This is a genomic window from Burkholderia sp. WP42, assembly GCF_000745665.1.
GTDB classification, from domain to species: domain Bacteria; phylum Pseudomonadota; class Gammaproteobacteria; order Burkholderiales; family Burkholderiaceae; genus Burkholderia; species Burkholderia vietnamiensis.
Window position 1 is genome coordinate 113,817 of the sequence record NZ_KN050726.1, and the last position, 23,994, is coordinate 137,810.

General features: G+C 69.0%; 20 protein-coding genes and 1 pseudogene. 6 read left to right on the forward strand and 15 right to left on the reverse strand.

Annotated features, from left to right (window positions below; translation table 11 throughout):
* Positions 1–141: 141 nt before the first annotated feature.
* Complete coding sequence (locus tag EX20_RS28480) at positions 142–444, forward strand: DUF4148 domain-containing protein (RefSeq protein WP_011880741.1); 303 nt, start codon at positions 142–144, stop codon at positions 442–444.
* Positions 445–634: 190 nt separating this feature from the next.
* On the opposite strand, the gene EX20_RS28485 is transcribed toward EX20_RS28480, so the two are convergent.
* From EX20_RS28485 to EX20_RS28515, 7 genes are all read right to left on the reverse strand, one after another.
* Positions 635–1,831 (reverse strand): TauD/TfdA family dioxygenase, encoded by a 1,197-nt coding sequence (locus EX20_RS28485; RefSeq protein WP_034195482.1) that lies wholly within the window; start codon positions 1,829–1,831, stop codon positions 635–637.
* Positions 1,832–1,853: 22 nt separating this feature from the next.
* On the reverse strand, positions 1,854–2,810 hold the full coding sequence (locus tag EX20_RS28490) for an alpha/beta hydrolase (RefSeq protein WP_011880743.1): 957 nt from the start codon (positions 2,808–2,810) through the stop codon (positions 1,854–1,856).
* A 25-nt stretch (positions 2,811–2,835) separates the two neighbouring features.
* Entirely contained in the window at positions 2,836–3,324 is a 489-nt protein-coding gene (locus EX20_RS28495) for a thioesterase family protein (RefSeq protein ID WP_011880744.1), read from the reverse strand.
* Between the two features lie 6 nt (positions 3,325–3,330).
* Positions 3,331–4,296, reverse strand: a complete 966-nt coding sequence (locus EX20_RS28500; RefSeq protein WP_011880745.1) for an L-carnitine dehydrogenase — start codon at positions 4,294–4,296, stop codon at positions 3,331–3,333.
* A 90-nt stretch (positions 4,297–4,386) separates the two neighbouring features.
* Positions 4,387–5,316, reverse strand: coding sequence for a 3-dehydrocarnitine:acetyl-CoA trimethylamine transferase CdhC (locus EX20_RS28505; RefSeq protein ID WP_011880746.1), 930 nt, complete (start codon positions 5,314–5,316; stop codon positions 4,387–4,389).
* 54 nt (positions 5,317–5,370) lie between these two features.
* Positions 5,371–6,324: a choline ABC transporter substrate-binding protein gene (locus EX20_RS28510; protein WP_034195483.1), complete on the reverse strand. Its 954-nt coding sequence runs from the start codon at positions 6,322–6,324 to the stop codon at positions 5,371–5,373.
* 264 nt (positions 6,325–6,588) lie between these two features.
* On the reverse strand, positions 6,589–7,560 hold the full coding sequence (locus EX20_RS28515) for a LysR substrate-binding domain-containing protein (RefSeq protein ID WP_034195484.1): 972 nt from the start codon (positions 7,558–7,560) through the stop codon (positions 6,589–6,591).
* A gap of 136 nt (positions 7,561–7,696) precedes the next feature.
* Here EX20_RS28515 and EX20_RS28520 point away from each other — a divergent pair, with 136 nt between their 5' ends.
* A complete protein-coding gene (locus EX20_RS28520) occupies positions 7,697–9,997 on the forward strand; it encodes an NADP-dependent malic enzyme (RefSeq protein ID WP_011880749.1) in 2,301 nt (766 codons plus the stop codon).
* A 63-nt stretch (positions 9,998–10,060) separates the two neighbouring features.
* Here EX20_RS28520 and EX20_RS28525 read toward each other — a convergent pair whose 3' ends face one another.
* Together EX20_RS28525 and EX20_RS28530 are read right to left on the reverse strand one after the other, a co-directional pair.
* On the reverse strand, positions 10,061–11,188 hold the full coding sequence (locus tag EX20_RS28525; protein WP_014723956.1) for an aminotransferase class V-fold PLP-dependent enzyme: 1,128 nt from the start codon (positions 11,186–11,188) through the stop codon (positions 10,061–10,063).
* A gap of 177 nt (positions 11,189–11,365) precedes the next feature.
* Positions 11,366–12,283, reverse strand: coding sequence for a LysR family transcriptional regulator (locus tag EX20_RS28530; RefSeq protein WP_034195485.1), 918 nt, complete (start codon positions 12,281–12,283; stop codon positions 11,366–11,368).
* A 136-nt stretch (positions 12,284–12,419) separates the two neighbouring features.
* Here EX20_RS28530 and EX20_RS28535 point away from each other — a divergent pair, with 136 nt between their 5' ends.
* Positions 12,420–13,184, forward strand: coding sequence for an SDR family NAD(P)-dependent oxidoreductase (locus EX20_RS28535; RefSeq protein WP_014723959.1), 765 nt, complete (start codon positions 12,420–12,422; stop codon positions 13,182–13,184).
* A 369-nt stretch (positions 13,185–13,553) separates the two neighbouring features.
* On the forward strand, positions 13,554–14,507 hold the full coding sequence (locus tag EX20_RS28540; RefSeq protein WP_011880753.1) for a GlxA family transcriptional regulator: 954 nt from the start codon (positions 13,554–13,556) through the stop codon (positions 14,505–14,507).
* A gap of 55 nt (positions 14,508–14,562) precedes the next feature.
* Here the strand turns inward: EX20_RS28540 and EX20_RS28545 are convergent, their stop codons facing one another.
* Both EX20_RS28545 and EX20_RS28550 read right to left on the reverse strand, forming a co-directional pair.
* Positions 14,563–15,351 carry an ABC transporter substrate-binding protein gene (locus EX20_RS28545; protein WP_011880754.1) on the reverse strand — a complete coding sequence of 263 codons (789 nt, stop codon included), beginning with the start codon at positions 15,349–15,351 and terminating at the stop codon, positions 14,563–14,565.
* A 49-nt stretch (positions 15,352–15,400) separates the two neighbouring features.
* The gene (locus EX20_RS28550) at positions 15,401–17,335 is read right to left on the reverse strand and encodes an FAD-dependent oxidoreductase (RefSeq protein ID WP_081350646.1); all 1,935 of its coding nucleotides are present in this window, start codon (positions 17,333–17,335) and stop codon (positions 15,401–15,403) included.
* On the opposite strand from EX20_RS28550, the pseudogene EX20_RS28555 reads away from it, so the two are divergent.
* Positions 17,262–17,870 (forward strand): annotated as a pseudogene (locus EX20_RS28555) (LysR substrate-binding domain-containing protein); the annotation flags it as partial. The gene EX20_RS28550 and the pseudogene EX20_RS28555 sit on opposite strands and share 74 nt — an antisense overlap.
* A 133-nt stretch (positions 17,871–18,003) precedes the next feature.
* Entirely contained in the window at positions 18,004–18,366 is a 363-nt protein-coding gene (locus EX20_RS28560; RefSeq protein ID WP_034195486.1) for a YbjQ family protein, read from the forward strand.
* 6 nt (positions 18,367–18,372) lie between these two features.
* Here the strand turns inward: EX20_RS28560 and EX20_RS28565 are convergent, their stop codons facing one another.
* From EX20_RS28565 to betC, 4 genes are all read right to left on the reverse strand, one after another.
* Positions 18,373–19,623 carry an MFS transporter gene (locus tag EX20_RS28565; RefSeq protein ID WP_034195487.1) on the reverse strand — a complete coding sequence of 417 codons (1,251 nt, stop codon included), beginning with the start codon at positions 19,621–19,623 and terminating at the stop codon, positions 18,373–18,375.
* 236 nt (positions 19,624–19,859) lie between these two features.
* Positions 19,860–20,999 carry a porin gene (locus EX20_RS28570; protein ID WP_034195488.1) on the reverse strand — a complete coding sequence of 380 codons (1,140 nt, stop codon included), beginning with the start codon at positions 20,997–20,999 and terminating at the stop codon, positions 19,860–19,862.
* Between the two features lie 252 nt (positions 21,000–21,251).
* Positions 21,252–22,226: a choline ABC transporter substrate-binding protein gene (choX, locus tag EX20_RS28575; RefSeq protein ID WP_034195489.1), complete on the reverse strand. Its 975-nt coding sequence runs from the start codon at positions 22,224–22,226 to the stop codon at positions 21,252–21,254.
* Between the two features lie 44 nt (positions 22,227–22,270).
* Positions 22,271–23,806 carry a choline-sulfatase gene (gene betC, locus EX20_RS28580; RefSeq protein ID WP_034195490.1) on the reverse strand — a complete coding sequence of 512 codons (1,536 nt, stop codon included), beginning with the start codon at positions 23,804–23,806 and terminating at the stop codon, positions 22,271–22,273.
* Positions 23,807–23,994: the final 188 nt, after the last annotated feature.

Consider the following 23,994-nt stretch of genomic DNA (forward strand, 5'->3'; position numbering starts at 1 on the left):
TCGGCGCCGCACTGTTACTCATCAGGAAACAATCTATCGTCAAAATCAGCGTTTACCCTGAACGACCCGGTGACTAAGATTCAACCCAATCGCTGCAGACATGGTGTCGCAAGCGAATCAAATAAAACACCGGAGGTCATCATGAAATCGCTCGTTTCCGCAGTCGTTGCCGCTGTTGCGCTGTCCGCTTCGTTCGGCGCGTTCGCTCAAAGCACCGTGACGCGTGCGCAAGTGCGCAACGAACTGGTTCAGCTCGAAAAGGCCGGCTACAAGCCGGGCCTCGCGAGCCCGTATTACCCGACCGACATCCAGGCCGCCGAAGCGCGCGTGCACGGTGCGGACGCCAGCGGTTACGGCGCGCAGCCGGCGCCGGTCGTCCATTCGGGCGCCCCGGCGGCAGCAACGTCGTCGAACGCCCGCGACTCGGTTTTCTTCGGCCAGTAAGCCGACGCGCCCTCGGCGGGCGCACAGCGCCTGACGCGCTGAAGCAGTACCCGGACGAGCCCGTCAAGCGGGCTCGTCTTGTTTTGCGATACGCATACCTCCGCCGCCCGGCAACGGGTGGCTTCGCCCGGACGCACCGCGTCCGGGCGCTTTTTCCCCGCCGAGGTAGATGCGGCCAAGCCGTGCGCCGTCAACGCGGCGCGGCCACGGCGCCCAGCGTTCGCGACAACACGCGCCAGCGCGACAGCAATTCATCACGATCGACGTAACACCCTTGCAGATGCCGGCGACCGGTCGCCGGATCGAACTCGGTGCGCGCATGCAGCACGCGGCGGTTGTCGAACGCCCACATGTCGCCCGCGCGCAGCCGGCGCTGCACGCGAAACCGCGGCTCGCGCGCCAGCACGAGGAAGCGCCGGTACGCGCGATAGACGGCGGCGACCGCATCGGCCGGCGCATCGAGCGGCCCGCGCAGGAAGTTCGCGACGCGCACCTCGCTGACGTTGCCGCGCGCATCGAGCCCGATCACGGGCGCGGAGCAGCGATAGTCGCTGTGCGCGCTCTTGTTCCAGAACTCGAACGGCGTCGACACGAGGCGCTCGAAATCGGCCGGACGTTCGCGTCGCAGTGCGTCGGCGAGCGCGAAGCCGTCGATGAACACGCTGTCGCCGCCCGTCGCGTCGTTGGCGAGGCAATGCAGGAACTGCACGCCCGGCTGCAACTCGCGGGTCGGCAGATCGGTATGCGGCGGCAGGTTCAGCGACGTGTATGCATTGCTGTCCGGCCGCGGCTTCGATTCGACGTCGAACAGCACGCCGAAATTGCTCTCGCGGATCAGGCCGACGCGCCGCGCGACGTCGGCGACCCGCCCGCGCTCGGCCGGCACGCCCTCGACGAGCGTCAGGCCGGTGCGCTGCAATGCGCCGAGCCATGCGTGCAACGCGCCGTCGTCGTCCATCAGGTCGCGCCACGCGAACACGCCGAGCGCCGCGGCATCGTCGCCGAGCCATACGTGCGGCCCGTGCGCCGCGTGGCGTTCGGCGCGCGATGCGTCGTCATATGCATGTGCGCGCAACCAACCGGGCGACCACGCGCTGCGATGCCCGTCGTTCCATTCGACGTGCAGCGCGCCGTCGCGGTCGACGTGCACGGCGCGCGCGGACAGATCGGCGCGCGCATCGGCGATCTCGAACATTTGCTCGCGCGTCAGCGCATGCACGCACGCGGCACACGTGCAGTTGTCGCGCAGCCAGTCGAAGTGGAACGGCGAACGGCGCGCGTCGCTCCACTCGACCTCCACCGCTGCGTCGCCGAGCGTCGCCGCGGCGATCGTCGCGTCGGCGGAAAAGGTCCGCCAGTCCTCGATACGGTGTTGCGCTGCCTGCATCGTTGCCTCCCGGAAACGCCCGCTACGCGTGTGGTGCGAGCAGAAACCCGCCGATCATCCGGTGCATCCGCGCCGCCTGCGGGCTCGTTCCGAGCGCGCGCCAGCAGCCGTGCACCAATCCTTCCCCCATCCAGTACCGCGCCACGCCGCCGGCCGCGACGATCCGTTCGACGTAGACGCGCGCATCGTCGCGCAGCGGATCGTGCTGCGCGCCGATCGCGAGCACCGGCGGCAGCCCGTCGAAGCGCGACGCCACGAGCGGCACCGACGCGCGCAGCAGCGGATCGGCGCTCAGTGCGGCTGCGTCGGCCTGCGCCCAGTACAGCGCGCGATAGCGACGAACGTCGTCGAGCGTGAGCATCCGCGCATGCGCTTCGGTGTCGCGCGCCGGTGCCTGCGGCTCGATGCCGAGCATCGGATACGCGAGCGCGATGCCGTCGAGGCCCGCTTCGCCGGCGTCGCGCAGCGCGGTCGCGACGGCCGCCGCGAGATTGCCGCCCGCGCTGTCGCCCGCGAGCGTCAGCGGCCGCGCGCACGGGCCGAACGGCCAGTGCGCCGCATCGCGCGCGGCGCGCGTGACGGCCAGGCAATCCTCGAGCGCGGCCGGCGCGCGATGCTCGGGCGCGAGCCGGTAAGCGACGGCGATCACCGCGAGCCCGGTGTCGGCCGCGAGCTGCGCGGTGATCAGCGCATGGCTGTCGAGCGAGCCGACGACGAAGCCGCCGCCATGGAAAAACAACACGGTGCCGCGCGGTGCGCCGTGCGCCGGCGCGTAGCGCCGCAGCGCGATCGCGGGCCCGTGCGGCGCGCGCCATAAGGCGTCGTGCCGCACGATGCCCGGCGGCAGTTCGGCGGGCGTCCACGCGGCCGCGAAGCGATCGTAGATGCGGCGTTGCTCGGCCGGCGAGCGCGCGGCCGTGCCGGCCGGATACGCGGCGTCGACCGCCGCGACGAACGCTGCGATTTGCGCTTCGAGCATCGCGTGCGCGCCGTCGTTCGCCGCGTCAGCGGCGCGGCGGCAGGCCGATCACGCGCCCCGCGTAGGCGGGCGCCGCGCAATCGAGCTGCAACGCGTGCAAGCCGGCCACGCGCGCGGCCACGTCGTCGTCGAACGGCGCCGATTTCGCGCCGCCGCGCGTCGCGACGTGCAGCAGCATCTGCTCGCTCGCCGCCACCGCGGCGTCGTACCCGTCGGCGAACAGTTCGAGATACAGATGCAGCCGCTTCGCATCGTGCGCGAGCACGCGCACGTCGACGCGCACGCGCGCACCCTCCTTGATTTCCTGCAGATAGTTGACGTGCGCTTCGAGCGTGTAGACCGAGCGGCCGCGCTCGCGACGCGCGGCGTCGTCGAGGCCGATCCGGTCCAGCAGCGCGTCGGTCGCGAAGCTGAAGATCAGCAGATAGAACGCATCGCGCAGATGGCCGTTGTAGTCGACCCACTCGGGCCGCACGACGTCGTGGTAAATCGTCAGCGGAGTATCGCCGGTCATGTTGGTTCAATCCTCGAATCGCATCCCATACCGCGCCTTCACCGTCGCGATCGCGTCGAGCACCTCGGTGATGCACTCGTCGCGATAGCGCTCGAGCTCCTTGATGCTGCGCGTGCCCTGCTGTTCGCGGGTGCCGTCGACGACGCGGTCGATCAGCGCATCGGTCAGCTGCGGCGCGACCAGCTTCGTCCACGGCAGTTCGAGCGCGGGGCCGAACTGCTGCATGAAGTGTCGCATGCCCGCGTCGCCGCCCGCCAACGTGTAGGTCAGGAACGTGCCCATGAACGACCAGCGGATGCCCGCGCCGAAGCGGATCGCGTCGTCGATCTCGCCGGTCGTCGCGACGCCTTCGTCGACGAGATGCAACGCCTCGCGCCACAACGCCTCGAGCAGCCGGTCCGCGATGAAGCCCGGCACCTCCTTGCGCACGTGCAGCGGCCGCATGCCGAGCGTGCGATAGATCGTCATCGCCGCTTCGACGGCCTCCGGCGACGTGCGCTCGCCGCCGAGCACCTCGACGAGCGGCAGCAGATAGACCGGATTGAACGGATGGCCGACCACGCAGCGCTCCGGATGGGTGGCCCGCGCATAGAAGTCGCTCGGCAGCAGCCCGGACGTCGACGACGCGATGATCGCGTCCGGCTTCGCCGCGCGGCTGATCTGCTCGTGCAGCTCGAGCTTCAGCGCTTCGCGCTCGGGCGCGCTTTCCTGGATGAAGTCCGCGTCGGCGACGCACTCCGCGATCGTCGCTGCGAAACGCAGCCGCGCCGGGTCCGCGCCCGGCGCGAGGCCGACGCGCTCCAGCGCGGGCCATGCGTTCGCGACGCTCGCGCGCAGCCGCTCCGGCGCGCCCGGCGCCGGGTCCCACACGACCACGTCGAGACCGTGCGCGAGCGCACGGCAAATCCATCCGCTGCCGATCACGCCGGTGCCGATCGCGGCGAACGTCCTGATGTCGGTCTTCACTGCCATGTCAATGCATCCTTCGAAGCGAGGAAAATCGGACGGCGCGCGCGCAGCTGCGCGCCGCCGCAATGAATCGCTGAACTGCTGAACCGGCGCTCAGGCGAATTCGGTGATCGGGCGGCGCTCGAGCGCGCGCTCGCCGCGCGCCGGCAGGCCGAGCTTGCGACGCCCTTCGGCCGGCGTCAGCACGCGCCCGCCGAGGCGTTCGACGATTTCGCGCGCGCGCTCGACCAGCGTGCCGTTGGACGCGTGGACGCCGCGATCGAGCCAGATGTTGTCTTCGAGGCCGACCCGCACGTGGCCGCCGAGCAGCATCGCCTGCGCGACCATCGGCATCTGCATGCGGCCGATGCCGAAGCCGGCCCAGTGCGCGCCGGGCGGCAGGTTGTCGACCATCGCCTTCATCGTGCCGGTGTCAGCCGGCGCGCCCCACGGGATGCCGAGGCACAGCTGGAACAGCGGCGGATCGTCGAGCAGCCCTTCCTTCAGCAGCTGCTTCGCGAACCACAGATGGCCCGTATCGAAGATCTCCAGCTCCGGCTTCACGCCGAGCTCCTGGATGCGCCGCGCGCCGGCGCGCAGCTGCGCGGGCGTCGACACGTAGATGTAGTCGCCGTCGCCGAAATTGAGCGTGCCGCAGTCGAGCGTGCAGATCTCGGGCAGCAGCTCCTCCACGTGCACGAGGCGCGTGAGGCCGCCGACGAGGTCGGTGCCCTGGCCGAAGCGCATCGGCTCTTCGCCGGCGCCGATCTCCAGATCGCCGCCCATGCCGGCCGTCAGGTTGATGATCACGTCGACGTCGGCCGAGCGGATCCGGTCGACCACCTCGCGGTACAGGTTCGGGTCGCGGCTGCCGCGGCCCGTGTGCGGATCGCGCACGTGGCAGTGCGCGACGGTCGCGCCGGCCTTCGCCGCTTCGATCGCGGCGGCCGCGATCTGCTTCGGCGTGACCGGAATCGCCGGATGCTTGCCGACCGTATCGCCCGCACCGGTGACCGCACAGGTGATGATGACTTCATTGTTCATGCCGCTTACCCTCGCTTGATTCGGTTCGTGTCGTTCAGTTTCCGTGGTGCCGCGTCACAGGCCGAGATAGGCCTTCACCGCCGGCAGCCCGTCCTTGCCGTCGAACGTCTTGACGCCGGCGAGCCACGCATCGAGCACCTGCGGGTTCTTCTTCAGGTAGGCCTTCGCCGCGTCGGCCGGCTTGGTCTTGTTCATCACCGACTGCATCAGCTGGTTCTCCAGCTGCGTCGTGAAGCGCAGGTTCTCGACCAGCTTGCCGGCGTTCGGGCAGCGCGAGATGAAGTCGGAGGCGGTCAGCGTGTACACGCGCGCTTCGCCGTAGTTCGGGCCGAACGCCGCGTCGCCGCCGGCCAGATAGTTCATGCCGATCTGGATGTTCATCGGATGCGGTTCCCAGCCGAGGAACACGACCCACTTCTTCTCGCGGATCGCACGCTCGACCGTCACCAGCATCCCGGCCTCGCTCGACTCGACCAGCTTGAAGCCGCCGAGGCCGTACTGGTTCGTGTCGATCATCTTCTGGATCGTCGCGTTCGCGCTGCTGCCCGGCTCGATCCCGTAGATCTTGCCGTCGAGCTCCGCGCGATGCTTGGCGATGTCGTCGAAGGTCTTCAGGCCGGCCTGGTATTCGTAGCTCGGCACCGCGAGCGTCGCCTTCGCGCCGGACAGGTTCGGCGGCTCGACCACGTTGATCGACTTGCTGTCGAGGAACGGCTGCAGCTGCTTCTGCTGCACCGGCCACCAGTAGCCGAGCGACACGTCGAGCTGCTTGCTCTTCAGGCCGGCGAACGAGATCGGCACCGACGCGATCGTCGTCGTGGGCTTGTAGCCGAGCCCTTCGAACACCGTCGACGCGAGCGCCGTGGTGGACGTGATGTCGGTCCAGCCGATGTCGGCGAAGCGGACGTTGCGGCAGCTCGCCGCCTCCGTCTCGGCCTGCGCGGCAGTCGCGCATGCGCCGGTCGCCAGCACGGCCGCGGCGAACGCGGCGATCTTTGTCGACTTCATGGTCTTCTCTCCCGGTTGGACCGATGTCCGACGGGTTCGCGGAAGTGCGTCCCGGCCTGCATCGTGGGAGTAAAAGTAACGGGCCATATTGCCCGCAAGGCGACCGCCGGCGACCTGTTCTTGACTGTTTGCGACTATGAGTGGAAACCACTACGCGCGCGCAGTGGCTTGTGCGGCGGGGGTTTTACGGCGATCGCGGCGGGCGGGCGGTTGTCCGGATGCGGCGTCGGGACGGTGACGCGGAGGCGCCGCAACGGCGACGCGTCAGCGCCGTACGTCGACGTAGGTTTCGCGGCAGATGGCGCGCAGCGCGTCGACCAGCAGATCGCGCGTCGGCGCATGCGGTTCGGCCGCGCGCGTGAACAGCGCGATCGGCGGCAGCGTCCAGACCAGCGAGTAAGGCACGATCGCGACGCCCGCGATGCGCACCATTTCCTCGGCGATATCGGCCGGCACGATCGACACCGCGTCGTCGCTCGACGCGATCATTTCGCCGATCAGCTTCGACGAGTAGCTCTCGACGATCGGCACCGGCGGCGCGATGCCGGCCGACAGGAACAGGTCGGTCACCTGCTCGCGCATCGGCGTGTGCGGCGCGCCGAGAATCCAGTCGAGCGCGCGCAGCTTCTCCCAGTCGAGCGGCATGCGGGCCAGCTTCGCGGCGAGACGCCGGCTCGCGATCATCCGCGGCTGCTGCTGATACAGCACTTCGAACGACACCTGGCCGAGATCGATCGCCGACGACGCGCGGCCGATCACCAGATCGACGCTGTGATCCTTCAGCTGCAGCAGCAACTGGTCGCTGGTGCCCTCGTGGATCGTCACGGTCAGACGCCGCTCCATCCCCGCCTGCAGCCGCTTGAGCGCCGCGGACAGCATCTGGCCCGAAATGAACGGGATCACGCCGATGTGCAGGTGGGCCGCATGGCCGGCCGCCACCGCCTCCATTTCGCGGGCCAGATGCTCGAGGTCCTTCAGCATCGCCTTCGCGCGCTCCAGCACGACCGCGCCGAGCGCGGTCGGCCGCATCCCGCGCGACGAGCGCTCGAACAGCGGCGTGCCGAACATGCTCTCCAGCTCCGACAGCGCGTTGGTCACGGCCGGCTGGCTGCTGGCCATGTGCTCCGCGACGCGCGTCAGCGAGCCGTGCTGCTGGATCTGCAGCAACAGCATCAGATGCCGCATCTTCAGCCGCGCGCCGAGGCGCCGGACCACGTCGTTTGCGTCGAATGTCACCTTGGGACCGTCGCACCATCAGGAAAAAGTGATGGCCCGATATTAAAACAGAATCATCTCCTTATGGCCGATCCCTAGAATGGCCGTCATCGATCGCGTCGGGACTGGCCTGACGCACCTGCCCGGACCCCAAAACATGAAACAGACAGAGACTCAGCAGCAAGCCGCGTACGACTATCACGAGTTTCCGACGCCGGGGAAGATCTCGGTCGTCGCCAGCAAGCCGCTCGTGACGCAGCGCGATCTGGCGCTGGCTTACACGCCGGGCGTCGCGAGCGTCTGCGAGTCGATCGCCGCCGAACCGCTGAACGCGCATCGCTTCACGAGCCGCGGCAATCTGGTGGGCGTGATCACCAACGGCACGGCGGTGCTGGGTCTGGGCAACATCGGCGCGCTCGCGTCGAAGCCGGTGATGGAAGGCAAGGCCGTGCTGTTCAAGAAGTTCGCCGGGATCGACGTGTTCGACATCGAGATCAACGAGACCGACCCGGACAAGCTGGTCGACATCATCGCCGGCCTCGAGCCGACCTTCGGCGGGATCAACCTCGAGGACATCAAGGCGCCCGAGTGCTTCACCGTCGAGCGCAAGCTGCGCGAGCGCATGAAGATCCCCGTGTTCCACGACGACCAGCACGGCACCGCGATCACCGTCGCGGCCGCGTTCATCAACGGGCTGAAGGTGGTCGGCAAGTCGATCTCGGACGTGAAGGTCGTGACCTCGGGCGCCGGCGCGGCCGCGCTCGCCTGCCTCGACCTGCTCGTCGACCTCGGGCTGCCGATCGAAAACGTGTGGGCGACCGACATCGAAGGCGTCGTCTACCGCGGCCGCACCACGCTGATGGACCCGGCCAAGGAGCGCTTCGCGCAGGAAACCGATGCGCGCACGCTGGCCGAGGTGATCGGCGGCGCCGACATCTTCCTCGGCCTGTCGGCCGGCGGCGTGCTGAAGCCGGAGATGCTGAGCGCGATGGCCGCGCGTCCGCTGATCCTCGCGCTCGCGAATCCGACGCCGGAGATCTTCCCGGAGCTCGCGCATGCGACCCGCGACGACGTCGTGATCGCGACCGGCCGCTCGGATTTCCCGAACCAGGTCAACAACGTGCTGTGCTTCCCGTACATCTTCCGCGGCGCGCTCGACGTGGGCGCGACCACGATCACGCGTGAAATGGAAATCGCCGCGGTCCACGCGATCGCCGGTCTCGCGCAGGAAGAACAGAGCGACATCGTCGCGGCGGCCTATGGCGGCGACGAGGTGTCGTTCGGCCCGCAATACCTGATTCCGAAGCCGTTCGACCCGCGCCTGATCGTCCGTATCGCGCCGGCGGTGGCGAAGGCCGCGATCGAAGGCGGCGTCGCGACGCGCCCGCTCGCCGACCTCGACGCGTACGTCGAGCAGCTGCAGCAGTTCGTCTATCACTCGGGCGCGTTCATGAAGCCGCTGTTCGCGGCCGCGCGCCAGCTGGTGCGCGACGGCGGCAAGGCGCGCATCGTGTTCACCGAGGGCGAGGACGAACGCGTGCTGCGCGCGGTGCAGGTGATCGTCGACGAGAAGCTCGCGCGTCCGATCCTGGTCGGTCGCCCCGAGGTGCTGCTCGCGCGCATCGAGCGCTTCGGGCTGCGCCTGCGGCTCGGCCAGGACGTCGAGGTCACCAATCCGGAATACGACGAGCGCTTCCCGCAGTACTGGACGACGTATTGGGAACTGCGTTGCCGCGACGGCATCTCGAAGGAGATGGCGCGCGTCGAGATGCGCCGGCGCCTGACGCTGATCGGCGCGATGATGGTGCGGCTCGGCGATGCGGACGGGATGATCTGCGGGACCGTCGGCGAATATCACAACCACCTGCGCTTCGTCGACGAAGTGATCGGCAGGAAGCCCGATGCGTCGACCTACGCGGCGATGAACATCCTGCTGCTGAACCAGCGGACCGTCGCGCTCGTCGATACGCACGTCAACGACAACCCCGATGCGGAGCAGATCGCCGAATTCACGATCGCGGCGGCGCGCCAGATGGAATGGCTGAACCTGACGCCGAAGGTCGCGCTGCTGTCGCGTTCGAACTTCGGGTCGGGGAGCGCGGCGTCGGGCGCGAAGATGCGCAACGCGCTGGAGATCATCCGCGCGCAGGCGCCGGACATCCAGGCCGACGGCGAGATGCACGGCGACTGCGCGCTCGATGAGTCGCTGCGCTTGCGGCTGCTGCCGATGTCGCCGCTCAAGGGTGCGGCAAACCTGCTCGTGTGCCCGAACGTCGACGCCGGCAACATCGCGTACAACCTGCTCAAGACCGAAGCGGGCAGCAACGTCGCGGTCGGGCCGTTCCTGCTCGGCGTCAATGCGCCGGTGAACATCCTCACGTCGAGCGCGACCGTGCGGCGGATCGTGAACATGACCGCGCTGACGGTGATCGAGGCGAATCGCAACGCGGCGGCGTAACGACCACGGACGAGGGGCGGCCGAGGCGGCCCCTCGTCCGGTGCTGCGCACCGCCCGTTGCGCTTATACGATGCGCTCCAGCGCAGCGGCGAAGCGCGCCACCGCCGCATCGACGTCATGCAGCTTGTCGAGGCCGAACAGGCCGATGCGGAAGGTCTTGAAGTCGGCCGGCTCGTCGCATTGCAGCGGCACGCCGGCCGCGATCTGCACGCCCACGTCGGCAAACTTCTTGCCGGAACGGATCCCGTCGTCGTCGGTATAGCTGACGACCACGCCCGGCGCCTCGAAGCCTTCGGCCGCCACGCTGCGAAACCCCTTCTGCGCGAGCAACGCGCGAATCCGCGCGCCGAGCTCGAGCTGCTCGGCCTTCACCTTGTCGAAGCCGTACGCCTGTGTTTCGGCGATGACGTCGCGCAGCGTCGCGAGGCTGTCGGTCGGCATCGTCGCGTGATACGCGAAGCCGCCGTTCTCGTACGCCTCCATGATCTGCAGCCACTTGCGCAGATCGCACGCGAAGCTGGTGCTGGTGGTCGCGTCGATCCGCTCGCGCGCCAGCGCGCCGAGCATCACCAGTCCGCAGCCGGGCGAGGCGCTCCAGCCCTTCTGCGGCGCGCTGATCAGCACGTCGACGCCGGTCGCCTCCATGTCGACCCACACCGTGCCGGACGCGATGCAATCGAGCACGAACATCCCGCCGACCGCATGCACGGCGTCCGCCACCGCGCGCAGATACGCGTCGGGCAGCATCATGCCGGAGGCGGTCTCGACGTGCGGCGCGAACACGAGATCCGGCTTGTGCTCGCGAATCGCGGCGACCACTTCGTCGAGCGGCGCAGGCGCATAGGCGGCCTGCCGGCCCGGCTCGACCGGACGCGCCTTCAGCACGATCGCTTCGGACGGAATGCCGCCCATCTCGAAGATCTGCGACCAGCGGAAGCTGAACCAGCCGTTGCGGATCACGAGGCATTTGCGGTTGGTCGCGAACTGCCGCGCGACGGCCTCCATGCCGAAGGTCCCGCTGCCCGGCACGATGGCGACGGCCTTCGCGTGGTAGACCTGCTTCAACGCAGCGGAAATGTCGCGCATCACGTGCTGGAAGCGCTGCGACATGTGATTGATCGACCGGTCGGTGTACACCACCGAATATTCGAGAAGCCCGTCGCGGTCGACATCGGGAAGTAATCCTGGCACGTTCGCCTCCGGTAAAGAATCTGGCATGGGATGAGCGCGCGCGGCATCCGGGCGGACGCCGCCGCTGCAATGCAACATCGGATGACGGTTGCATCGACGACGACCGATTCTAGCGAAAGCCGCTGCGCTTGGTACGACGGGGCGCGGAGGCGCGCTGCACGTTGCCGCGCCGCTCGCCTACCTCGGCCACCGCCAGCTCGGCTCCGACAGATGTTCGGCGAAGAAGTCGGACAGCGCGGCGATCTTCGCCGGCCGGGCGCGCGCGGAAGGCGTGATGAAGTACAGGCCGCCCTTGGTGAGCGACCAGTCGGTCAGGATCGCTTCGAGCCGGCCGTCGGCCAGATATTCGCCGGCGATGAACTCCGGCAGCTCGCCGATCGCGAGCCCTTCGAGCAGCGTCGGCAGCAGCGCGTCGGAATTCGTCACGCGCAGCGGCCCGTCCGGCAGGATCGGTTCTTCTTCGCCGGCGTCGTTCGTGAAGCGCCACACGTCGCTGTGCGCGCGGTACGCATACGACAGGCATGCGCGCCCGGCCAGATCGCGCGGATGCGTCGGCCGGCCTTCGCGCGCCAGATAGGCCGGCGACGCGACCACGTATTGCGTCACCGCGCACAGGCGCCGCGCGACCAGCGACGAATCGGGCAGCGCGGCGATCCGCAGCGCGGCATCGAAACCGTCGGCGATCAGATCGACCGACGCATCCGACAGATGCAGGTCGATCGACACTTCCGGATAGGCGCGAAAGAACGCCGGCAACAGCGGCGCGACCCAACGCAGGCCGAACGACATCGGCACCGCGAGCCGCACGAGCCCGCGCGGCTGCACGGCCATCTCACGCGCGGCGCTCTCCGCTTCTTCCGCGTGGCGATACATGTCGCCCGCCTTTTCGCACAAGGTCCGGCCGAACTCGGTGAGCGCGAGCTGCCGCGACGTGCGGTTGAAGAGCCGCCCGCCGAGCCGGTCTTCCAGGCGCGCGACGCCGCGCGACACGGTCGCCACCGACACGCCCATCGAGCGGGCCGCCGCCGCGAACGAGCCCTCCTCGGCGACCTTCGCGAACATCGCGAGCCCCTCGAAGTCAGGCAATCTGGCCATTTCCCCTCATCTTTTCATTTATGCAACATTGGCTTGCAATCAATTCTATTTCGAAAGCCTGGGTGCGTCGATATTCTCCTTACATCGCAGCACGTAACACGAACCCCCTCATCCAGATATCGAAAGGAGAAGCACCATGGCACGCAAGCTCGACAACAAGATCGCACTCGTCACCGGCGGCACCAGCGGGATCGGCCTCGCGACCGCCCAGCGCTTCGCCGCGGAAGGCGCCCACGTCTACGTGACCGGCCGCCGTCAGGCCGAACTCGACGCCGCGGTCGGCTCGATCCGCGACAACGGCGGCAGCGCGACCGGCGTGCGGATCGACTCGACGAAGCTCGACGAACTCGACGCGCTGTACGCGCAGATCGGCGAAGAACGCGGCCGCCTCGACGTGCTGTTCGCGAACGCGGGCGGCGGCTCGATGCTGCCGTTCGGCAGCATCACCGAAGAGCACTTCGACGACACGTTCGATCGCAACGTGAAAGGCGTGCTGTTCACCGTGCAAAAGGCGCTGCCGCTGCTCGCCGACCGCGCGTCGGTGATCCTCACCGGCTCGACGGCAGCCAGCGCCGGCACCGCGGCGTTCAGCGTGTATGCGGCGTCGAAGGCCGCGGTACGCTCGTTCGCACGCAACTGGATTCTCGACCTCAAGGAGCGCGGCATCCGCGTGAACACGATCAGCCCCGGTGCGACGCGTACGCCGGGCCTGCTCGACCTCGCCGGCCAGGACGCCGCGCAGCGTCAGGGGCTCGCCGACTATCTGGCTTCGCTGATTCCGATGGGGCGCCTCGGCGAACCCGAGGAAATCGCGGGCGCTGCGCTGTTCCTCGCGTCGGACGATGCGAGCTTCGTGAACGGCATCGAGCTGTTCGTCGACGGCGGTCAGCAACAGATCTGAACATGATGAGGCTGCGGCGGTTAGACCGGCGGCACGCGCCACGCCGAGACGCCGGTCAGCGCTGCCGCCGCGCGCCGGGGCCTCATCCGCCTCGGAAATTTCGCGACCGTCTACAACACGCAATTCGGCGAGCTGCCGTCGGCGACCGCACGCCGAGCGTTTCGCGGGCCAGTCGACGCATTCGCTGTACCGCCTGATCCCGCTGAACTTCGATCTCGTCGCCCGCTTCTCGGTCGAGCGGCTGCAGCGGCCGTCGCACGAAAATACGCGGAGCGCCGCGCAAACCCGCGATAATCCAGTGTCGAGCGTCCGGCGCGCACTGCGCCCCGCTCGTCGCCCGGCCTTCATCCGATTCGACGCGACCCCGCGATGCCCGAGGATTTCCACTTCCTGTTGCTGCCCGGCTTCTCCGCGCTCGGCTTCATGTCCGCGGTCGAACCGCTGCGGGTCGCGAACCGGTTCCGCACCGAGCTGTACCGCTGGCACGTGATCAGCGCGGACGGCGCGCCCGTCGCCGCGAGCAACGGCATCCCGGTGGCGGCCGAGGCCGCCTATGCGGACGTCGGGCAGGTCGACACGGTGTTCGTCGTCGCCGGCTTCGATCCGCTCGCCTGCTACGACCGCGCGCTCGCCGACTGGCTGCGCCGCCAGCACCGGCACGGCGCGACGCTCGGCGGCATCGACACCGGCAGCTTCGTGCTCGCGGAAGCCGGGCTGTTCGACGCGTCGCAAACGCTGACGCTGCACTGGGAGGCGCTCGCCGCGTTCCGCGAGCGTTACCCGCGCCTGAACGCGACGCAGGAGCTGTTCGAGATCGACGAGCGGCGCATCACCTGCGCGGGCGGCACCGCGTCGATCGACATGATGCTCGACCTGATCGGCCGGCGGCACGGCGCCGATCTCGCCGCGGCGATCTCCGAGCAGTTCGTCGTGAGCCGCATCCGGCAGCGCTCGGACAGCCAGCGCCTCGAGATCGCCGCGCGCTACGGCGTGCACAACCGCAAGCTGATCCAGGTGATCGACTCGATGCAGCGTCACATGGAGACGCCGCTCGGCTCCGACGCGCTCGCGCAGGAGGTGTCGATCACGCGACGCCAGCTCGAACGGCTGTTCAGCGCGACGCTGAACGACACGCCGACGCGCTTCTATCTGAACCTGCGGCTCGATCGCGCCCGCGAGCTGCTGCAGCAGACCGACATGAGCATCACGTCGGTGTGCGTCGCGTGTGGGTTCGAATCGCCGTCGCATTTCTCGCGCACGTACCGCACGCGCTTCGGCGTGAGCCCGCGCAGCGACCGCGGCGGCCTCGCGCCGAAGCGCTGAGCGGTGCGGGGCGCGCCGCGAACCGATGCGTTGCCGCGCGCCGCGGCGACGGCCGTCAATTCCCGTACATGTCGAAGTCGAAGTACTTCGACTCGATCTTGCGATACGTGCCGTCGCTGCGAATCTGCGCGATCGCGCGATTCAGCGCGTCGCGCAGGTCGGTATCGGCCTTGCGCACGCCGATCGCGTCGCCGTTGCCCATGATCCGCGGATCGAACACGACGCCGCCCGCGAACGAGAAGCCCTTGCCGCGCGGCGTCGCCAGGAAGCCGAGCTGGCCCTGCACCGCATCCATCAGCACGCCGTCGATGCGCCCCGTCACGAGGTCCGCATACGCCTGGTCGTAGCTCGGGTACGGCACGACCTCGACCTTCGCCGGCGCCCATTTCTCGCGCGCATAGGTCTCCTGGATCGTCCCCTGTTCGACCGCGATGCGCTTGCCGGCGAGCTTCGCCGCGTCGGGCAGCAGCCCGGCGCCCGTGCGGGCGATCAGGCGCGTCTGGTTGCGGTACAGGCGGTCGGTGAAGTCGATCTGCTGGCGGCGCTGTTCGGTCGCGGCCATCGACGACAGGATCACGTCGAACTTGCGCGCCTGCAGGCCCGGAATCAGTCCGTCGAAGCTGCTCGACACCCACACGCATTTCGCGTTCAGCTTCGCGCACAGCGCATTGCCGAGGTCGACGTCGAAGCCCTGCACGCTGCCGTCGGTCGCGGTCGATTCGAACGGCGGATAGGTCGGGTCCACGCCGATGCGGATCGTCGTCCACTCCTTCGCCGACGCCAGCGTCGCGAAGGCCATCGTGGCGGCGGAAAGCAGGATCGTGATGCGGGTCTTGTTCTTCATGGTCAGGCTCCGTTCGGGTGGGCAAGCTGGGGCATGCGCGGGCCGTGCGTCAGCTCGGGAATTCGCCGCGCCGGAAATCGTTCGACAGTTCAAGCGCGTCGGCCATCTCGCCGACGGTCACGGGCTTGATCGGCGCGCGGATCCGGTAGTGGCCCACGTCGCCGACGTCGCGCCGCTGCACGTCGGCGATCAGTTCGCCGACCGTCGTGCTGCACCAGCGCCCCTGGCACGGCCCCATTCCACAGCGCGTGAACGCCTTCATCTGGTTCGGCCCCGGACAGCCGAGCGCCGCGAGGCCGCGTATTTCGGCGGCCGTGATCTCCTCGCAGCGGCATACGATGGTGTCGCCGTCGGGGCGGCGCAGCATGGCGGGCGGCGTATAGAGCGCATCGAGCAGAGGACGCACGGCGAGATGACGGCGCCGCGCACGCAGCAACGGGCGCTCGCGTTCGGCCTGCGCGTGCCGATCGAGCACGCCGAGCGCGGCAGCAACGTCGAGCGCGGCGACTTCGCCCGCCAGTGCCGCGGCCTGCGCGCCGCCGATGCCGGCGCCGTCGCCGGCAATCCAGACCGGCGCGACGCTGCTGCGGCCGCGCGCGTCGCATTGCGGCCGCCAGCATGCCGCGCGTCCGTCCCATTCATGCGCGCAGCCGAGCGCGCGCGCGAGCTGCGTCGACGGAATCACGCCCTGGTGCAACAGCACGAGCGACGTGTCGAGCGAATGCGCGATGCCGTGCGCGCCGCGAAAGTGGATGGCTTGCGCGCGGCCGTCGCCGTCGATCCGCACGTCGGTCGCGCCGCGATGAACCGCGATGCCCGCATCGCGCACCGCACGCAGCATGCGCCAGCCCTTGAGCAGATAGTCGGCGCCGCGCAGCGCCGGCAGCGCGTGCGGAAGCGCACGGCGCCACGCATCGCGCGGCGTCGTGTCGACCAGCGCGCGCACGCGCCTGCCCGCGTTCAGCAATTGCGCCGCGAACAGCCACAGCAGCGGGCCGCTGCCGGCGAGCACGGTGTCGGCCGACGGCGCGAGCCCCGACGATTTCAGCAACGACTGCGCGGCGCCGACGCCCATCACGCCCGGCAGCGTCCAGCCCGGTATCGGCCACGGCCGCTCCTGCGCGCCGGCCGCGATCAGCACCGCGCGCGCGCCGATTTCGAGCGTGCCGCCCGACGGACCGCTTCGCGTCAGCATCGCGACCGGCTCCGGCTCCAACGCCACCTGCCATACCGTGCTGCGCGGCAGATAACGCGCGCCGCTCGCATGCAACGCGTCGACGAGCGGCCGGCCGGCGACGTAATCCCTGCCGAGCCAGCGCGCGAGTTCGGCAGGCGCGGCCGCGAGCGTCACGCCACTGTGGCAGATCGCGACGAACGCGCCGGGATGCGCAGTCGACGCTTCGTACACGGGCAGCCCGTCGGGCGTCATGATGCGCAGCGCGCCCCAGGCCCGGACGATGCGCGCATGCGCGAGCGCCGGAAACGCGGTGCGTGCGCGGCGTGCGATGTCGACCATCGCGGCACGTGTCTGGCCGTCGTCGAAGCCGACGTCTTCCGCCGAATCGCCGAGCAGCACCGAACCCTCGGGCGTCTGGCGCACGACCAGCGTCGGATAGTCGAGAAACGGCGCGAGCCGTTCGGTGACCATGATCTGGCCGCGCAGCGGCGCGATCGGCGCGTGCATGTCGACCATCGGCGCGAGGCGCGCATTGTCGAGTCCGGCCGCGAGCACGATGCGCCCCGCTTCGAGACGGCCTTCGCGCGTGTCGACCTCGAAGCGCCCGGCATGCGGACGGATCTCGTTCACCGGGTTGCGCGGCAGATAGACGCCGCCGCTTTGCACGAACGCCTGCAGCATCGCGCGCAGCGTATAGAGCGGATTCGCATGGCCGTCGTTCGGCGACCACAGCGCGCCGGCCGTCGCGCTCGACCTGCTGCCGGAACTCGTCACGCGTTTCTCGCACGCGCATCCGGGCGTCGACATCACGCTGCTCGCGCACAGCGCGTCCACCGTGGTCGACAAGGTCGCGTCGGGCCAGTGCGACGTCGGCTTGATCGCGGAGCCGGTCCCGCATCCGGCGGTGCGCACCGAGCGTCTCGCGGAAGGCGCGATGTGCTGCATCGTGCCGCGCGGGCACCGGCTCGCGCGCAAGCGCGTGGTGCGGCCGGCCGATCTGAGCGGCGAGTCGTTCATCTCGTTTCCGCCGAGCTTCGACGCGCGCAGCGCGATCGACCGCTTGTTCGTCGAGGCCGGCGTGTCGCGCGTGCTGTCGATCGAGGCGCAGCTGTCGCAGACGATCGTCGCCTTCGTCGCGAACGGCGCCGGCGTCGCGCTGATCGATCCGGTGACGGCGGCCTTTGCCGGGCATCGCGTGGCCGTGAAGCCGTTCGAGCCGGCCGTGCCCGATCACTTCTATCTGGTGACGTCCGCGTCGCAGCCGCTGTCGATGCTCGGCGATGCATTCTGTGTGGAATTGCGCGATGCCTTCGCGCGGATGCACGATCGACGCGGCGAATGAACGAGGCGGATAGCGGACGAAAGCGATCGCGCAGCCCGTGCGCGCGCCCGGCATGCGCGCGGCCCGCGCCGGGCAGGCCCGTCATTCCGGATAGAATCGTCGTCCATCCACTTCCGCGATACGGTGCGCCGCCATGACCGACCTTTCCCGCTCCGCCGATGCGCTCACGCCCGCACGCGTCACGACCGCCTTCGATCTGCCGGGCCACACGACCGTCCGCTCGCTCGGCGTCGCGCAGGGCATCATCGTGCGTTCGCGCTCGATCGTCGGCTCGTTCGGCGCGGCGCTGCAGACCATCTTCGGCGGCAACATCACGCTCTATACGTCGCTGTGCGAGAAGGCGCGCGAGCAGGCATTCGAGAAGATGCTCGCGGATGCGCGCAAGCTCGGCGCGAACGCGATCGTCGCGATGCGCTACGACTCGACCGAGATCGGCTCGGGCGTCACCGAAGTGATCTGCTACGGCACCGCGGTGTGCGTGACGCCCGATGCGTGACGCGCATCACCGGTCGCGTTCGAGCGACTTCATGCCGGTCAGCTGAGGAAACAGGCGCATCCACGCGAGCGCGACCGCGATCGTCGCCGTGCCGCCGACGACGATCGCCGCCGGCGCGCCCCACCATGCGGCCGTCACGCCCGATTCGAATTCGCCGAGCTGGTTCGACGTGCCGATGAACAGCGAATTCACCGCGCTCACGCGCCCGAGCATGTCGTCCGGCGTGCGCAGCTGTACGAGCGACAGACGCACGACGACGCTCACCACGTCCGACGCGCCCAATGCCGCCAGCGCGACGAGCGACAGCGCGAAATGCCGCGACAGGCCGAACACGATCGTCGCGATGCCGAACGCGATCACGCCGCCGAACATCGCGCGGCCCGGCCGCACGTCGAGCGGAAAGCGCGTGAGCCACAGCGTGCCCGCGAGCGCGCCGACGGCCGGCGCCGCGCGCAGCGCGCCGAGCCCCCACGGCCCGACCTGCAGGATGTCGCGCGCATAGATCGGCAACAGCGCGGTCGCGCCGCCGAACAGCACGGCGAACAGGTCGAGCGACAGCGCGCCGAGGATCGCCGGCTCGCGCCGGATGAACGCGATGCCCGAGAACACCGAACGCAGCGTGACCGGCTCGCGCGCGGGCGGCGCGCTGCGCAGCGGGATGGTGCCGCTGAGCACCGCGGCAATCGCGAACGCGGCGGCGCTCGTGCCGAACGCGGCCGGTGCGCCGACGCCGTACAGCAGGCCGCCGAACGCCGGCCCGAGAATCTGCGCGGCCTGGTTGGCCGAGGTGGACAGCGCGGTCGCGCGCGGCAGGTCGCCGCGCGGCACGACGGCCGGCAGCAGCGACGACACCGACGGCGATTCGAACGCGCGCGCGGTGCCGACGAGCGCCGCGAGCGCGTAGACGCCCGGCGCCGTCAGCCAGCCGCGTGCCGCGCCGAGCACGAACACGCCGGCAGCCAGCGCCTCGACGCTCTGACAGATCGTCGCGATGCGCCGCCGGTCGTAGCGGTCGGCCACCTGCCCGACGACGAGCGTCAGCGCGAACATCGGCACGAACTGCGCAAGCCCGACGAGGCCGAGCGCGAACGCGCTGTGCGTGAGCGTATAAACGTACCAGCCGATCGCGACCGACAGGATCTGGAACGCTAGGGACGACGTCACGCGCGTCCCCCAGAAACGCTGGAACGGCGCATGGCGGAACAGATTCGCCGGTAGCGGCGACGGCGGAGCGGATTCGGGTAACGGGGTGGTCATCGGGTCATCGGCGGGATATCGACGGGATATCGTCGTGTCGCCGGCAGGCGATCGGCGCGACACGGCGCGTGTCGAACCGCGATGATATCGTCAAGTGCCGCGACCGCGCTCGGCACGCGCATGTCGCACCCGGCGCCCTATCGCAACAAAAATCGCAGCAAAAAAAAAAGCGCGAACCGCAGTTCGCGCGAAAGAGAGACCTCGCTGAAGACGTCGAATGAACTACCCTGCCGGGCTCAGAACGAATGCCGCATCCCGATCCGCACGTCGGCCTGCGTCTGCGTGGTCGACGGCGTGAAGCTGTAGCCGATCACCGCGTCGACGCCCTGCGACGCGCGCAGGTAATCGCCGGAGATGTACACGTCGGTGCGCTTCGACAGCAGGTAGTGCAGGCCGGCCGTGCCCTGGTTCCAGTGGTGGCCCTCGAAGCGCGTGTGCTGGTAGCCGGCGATGAAGCTGAGCGCCGGCGTGAACTGGTACATGCCGCCGCCTTCGTAGACCTGCATGTGCGACGATTGGCCGAAGCCCTTGATCGTCGTGTACGAGAAGTTCGCGTCGAGCGACAGCTTGCCGATCGTGTAGCTCGTGCCGATGCCGAACGTGCCCTGGCTGTCGACGTCCATCGCCGTGTTCGCGAACAGGTCGGTGCGTGCTCCGGTGGCCGGATCGACGGTGACCGTTTGCTGCCCGAGGAACGTATGCGTGCCGATCATCGCGTACGGGTCGAACGCATAGATGCCGTTCGGGTTGTTCAGGCGCGTGTACGCGGCGCCGATCGAGAAGTCGCCCTTCGTGAAGCTCGCGCCCGCGCTCCACGCGCTGTTGCGATGGAAGTTGCCGGCGACGTTGCCGAACGAGTACATCGCGCCGAACTTGAAGCCACTCAGGTCGTTCGACAGGAACTTCACCGAATTCGGCAGGCGGTCGCCGTTGAACCGGTCGAAGTCGCCCTGGTGGATCGCATAGCCGCTGCCCCACGCCGAGATGTTGTAGATCGATACGAGTTCGTTCGTGATGTCGAGCTGGTTGCCGAACGACAGCGTGCCCCAGTCGTTCTGCAGCCCGACATAAGCCTGCCTGCCGAATTCGGCGCCGCCGAAGCCGAGCTGCCCGTTGCCGAGGTGGAAACCGCTCTCGAGCGCGAACACCGCCTTCAGGCCGCCGCCGAGATCTTCCGTGCCTTTCAGGCCGAAGCGGTTCCCGTACGAGACGCCGTCGTCGAACTTCACCACGTGCGAGCCGCCCGTGTTGTTCACGTACGTGATGCCGGCGTCGAGAATCCCGTACAGCGTCACGCTGCTCTGCGCGTGGCCGATGGTGGGAATGCAGGCCGCGCACGCGAGCGCGGCGGCTACGGCAACTTTCGTTTGCTTCATTGTCGACTACCCCCTGAACCGTTCGATGGAAGGAATCTTGGCTGGCGCGCGCCGCATTGCGCTGGCTGATTCGAATTTTGTACTCCTCTGGCTTCGCTATTACGTATTCCGCAATAACGCAGCCATTGGCAAAAAGTACAAACCCATATTTCGGCTCACCCGTCTAAAGGCGACAACAAATAGTCTCGTTACGACCGTTCGGGAAAACACGGAGACGGGCGGCGCGGCCGCAACCGGCCGCCCGAGGGGCCGTCAGCGCGCGTCGAGCGCCGCGCGCACGGCCGGCAGCGCGGGTGCGCCGGCCGCGGTCGTCACGCCGTCGAGCCAGCGCTCGACCAGCGGCGGGTCCGCTTTCAGCACGTGCTGCGCCGCGACGGCGGGGGGCGTCTTGTGGTCGAGCATGTCGGCGATCATGCGGTTCTCGACGTCGACGGAGAACGTCATCTGCCGGAACAGCCGCGCGAGGTTCGCGCACTGGCCGGCAAAGCCCGCGCGCGTCACGGTGTTGACGGTCGCGCCGCCGTAGTTCGGCCCGAAGTACGCGTCGCCGCCCGACAGGTAGGTCAGATGGAACTTGGTGTTCATCAGGTGCGGCTCCCACGCGAGGAACACGATCCAGCGCTTGTCGCGCACCGCGCGCTCGACCTGCGTGAGCATCCCCGTCTCGCTCGATTCGACCAGCGACCAGTTCGCCGCGCCCAGCGCATGATCGGCGAGCATCCGCTTGATGTTCTGGTTCGCGGGCGCGCCCGGCTCGATCCCGTAGATCTTGCCGCCGAACTGGTCCGCGTGGGCCGCGAGATCGGCGAACGTGTGCACGCCGGCCGCCGCCACGTAGTCGGGCACCGCAAGCGTGAATTTCGCACCGCTCAGGTTCGCGTGCAGCACGTCGATCGCCTTCTCGTCGACGAACGGCTTCACGAGCGGCGCCTGTGCGGGCATCCAGTTGCCGAGGAACACGTCGACCTGCCCTTTCTTCAGCCCCTGGTACGTGATCGGCACCGACAGGTTCGCCACGTCCTGGCGGTAGCCGAGCGCCTTCAGCACCACGCCGGCCATCGCGTTGGTCGCGTCGATGTCGGTCCAGCCGGGCGCCGCCATCTTCACGTCGCGACACGTCTGCGCGTCGGCGGCGTGCGCGGGCTGCAGCGCCGTCGCCGCGACGCAGGCGGCTGCGGCGAGCGCCGTGCCGAGTCTGCGGATTGCTGCATTGCATTGCCGTTTCATGAGTCGGTTCCTCCGTCGTTCGTCGGTGTGCGCGATGTATGCGTTCAGCGGCCGACGCGCGGGAAGCGCGCCATCGCTTCGAGCGTGTCGAGTTCGATGTGATTGCGCATGTAGCGCTGGCTCGCGTCGGTGAACGGCTGCCAGTCCCATGCGTGGATGCGGCCCTGCGTGGTCGCCGCGTAATGGAAGCGCCGGCGCCGCTGGCTCGCGCGCACCTGCGCGTCGAGCTCGGTCAGGTTCCAGCGCCGCGCGGCCTCCGCGCGCAACGCGGCGAGCACCTCCGCCGCGTCGGGCAGGCCGGCCAGGTTCATGCGCTCGTGCGGATCGTCGGCGAGGTTGTACAGCTGGTCGGGATCGGCCGCGCAGTGCACGTACTTCCAGTCGCCGCGGCGAATCATCACGATCGGCGCGACCGCGCCTTCGGCGAGATATTCGCCGAGCGCGACGTCGTGCGCCGGCGCGCCGCGCAGCTGCGGCACGAGGCTCGCGCCGTCGACCGGGTCCGGCCAGCCGCCGGCCGGCGTCACACCGGCGAGGTCCACCAGCGTCGGTAGCAGGTCGAGGTGCGACACCGGCGTGCGCACGCGCGCCGCGTCGAAGCGCCGCGGCGCATGCACGATCAGCGGCACGCGGCAGCCGCCCTCGAAGAACGTCATCTTGTACCAGAGCCCGCGCTCGCCGAGCATGTCGCCGTGGTCGGACGTGACGATCACGATCGTGTCGTCGGCGAAGCCGCATTGCTCGAGCGCGGCGAGCACGCTGGCGAACTGCGCGTCGACGTACGAGGTCGCGCCGTAGTATGCGCGGCGGGCGGCGCGGATCTGCGCGTCGGTCGGCGGCGTACGGTCGTTCTCGCAGACGAAGCGCAGCCGCTGCGAATGCGGATCGCTCTGCTGGGCGTCGAGCCGCACCGCCGGCATGTCGATCTCGTCGTCGCGGTACAGGTCCCAGTATTCGCGCGTGATCGCATACGGATCGTGCGGATGCGTCAACGACACGACCATGCAGAACGGCCGTGCGTCGTGGCCGGCCGCACGCTCGCGCGCGACGTCGAACAGCTTCTGGCGGGCCGCGAACGTCACTTCGTCGTCGAAATCGAGCTGATTGGTGCGCACGCACGGCCCGGCGTCGAGCACCGAGCTCATGTTGTGATACCAGCTCGGCCGCTCGGTCGGGTGGTCCCAGTCGGGCACCCAGCCGAAGTCGGCCGGATAGATGTCGGTCGTGAGCCGCTCCTCGAAGCCGTGCAACTGGTCGGGGCCGCAGAAGTGCATTTTCCCGGACAGCATCGTCCGGTAACCGCCCGCGCGCAGGTAGTGCGCGAAGGTCAGCGTTTGCGCGGGCAATTCGGCGGCGTTATCGTAGGCGCCGATACGCGACGGCAGCTTGCCGGTCAGCAGCGAGAAGCGCGACGGCGCGCACAGCGGGCTCGCGCAGTACGCGGCGTCGAACACCACGCCTTGCGCGGCGAGCCGGTCGAGCGTCGGCGTGCGCGCGACGCGGTTGCCGTAGGCCGGCAACGCGAAAGGCGTGAGCTGGTCGGCCATCAGGATCAGGATGTTGGGAGTCGGGTTCGTCATCGGCGGTCGTGGGGAAATCGGTGTTCGAACGGAACGGCGCGACGCTGTTGCAGCGACGCAGCCGGCATGACGGACGCGGCTGCACGAAGTGCCGCGCGCTCGGGCCGCGACTGGCTAGAATCGCGACAGGCCGCGCGGCGCCGAGCCGTCCGATGCACTATCTCCCGCCCGAATCCGCGCGGGAAGAC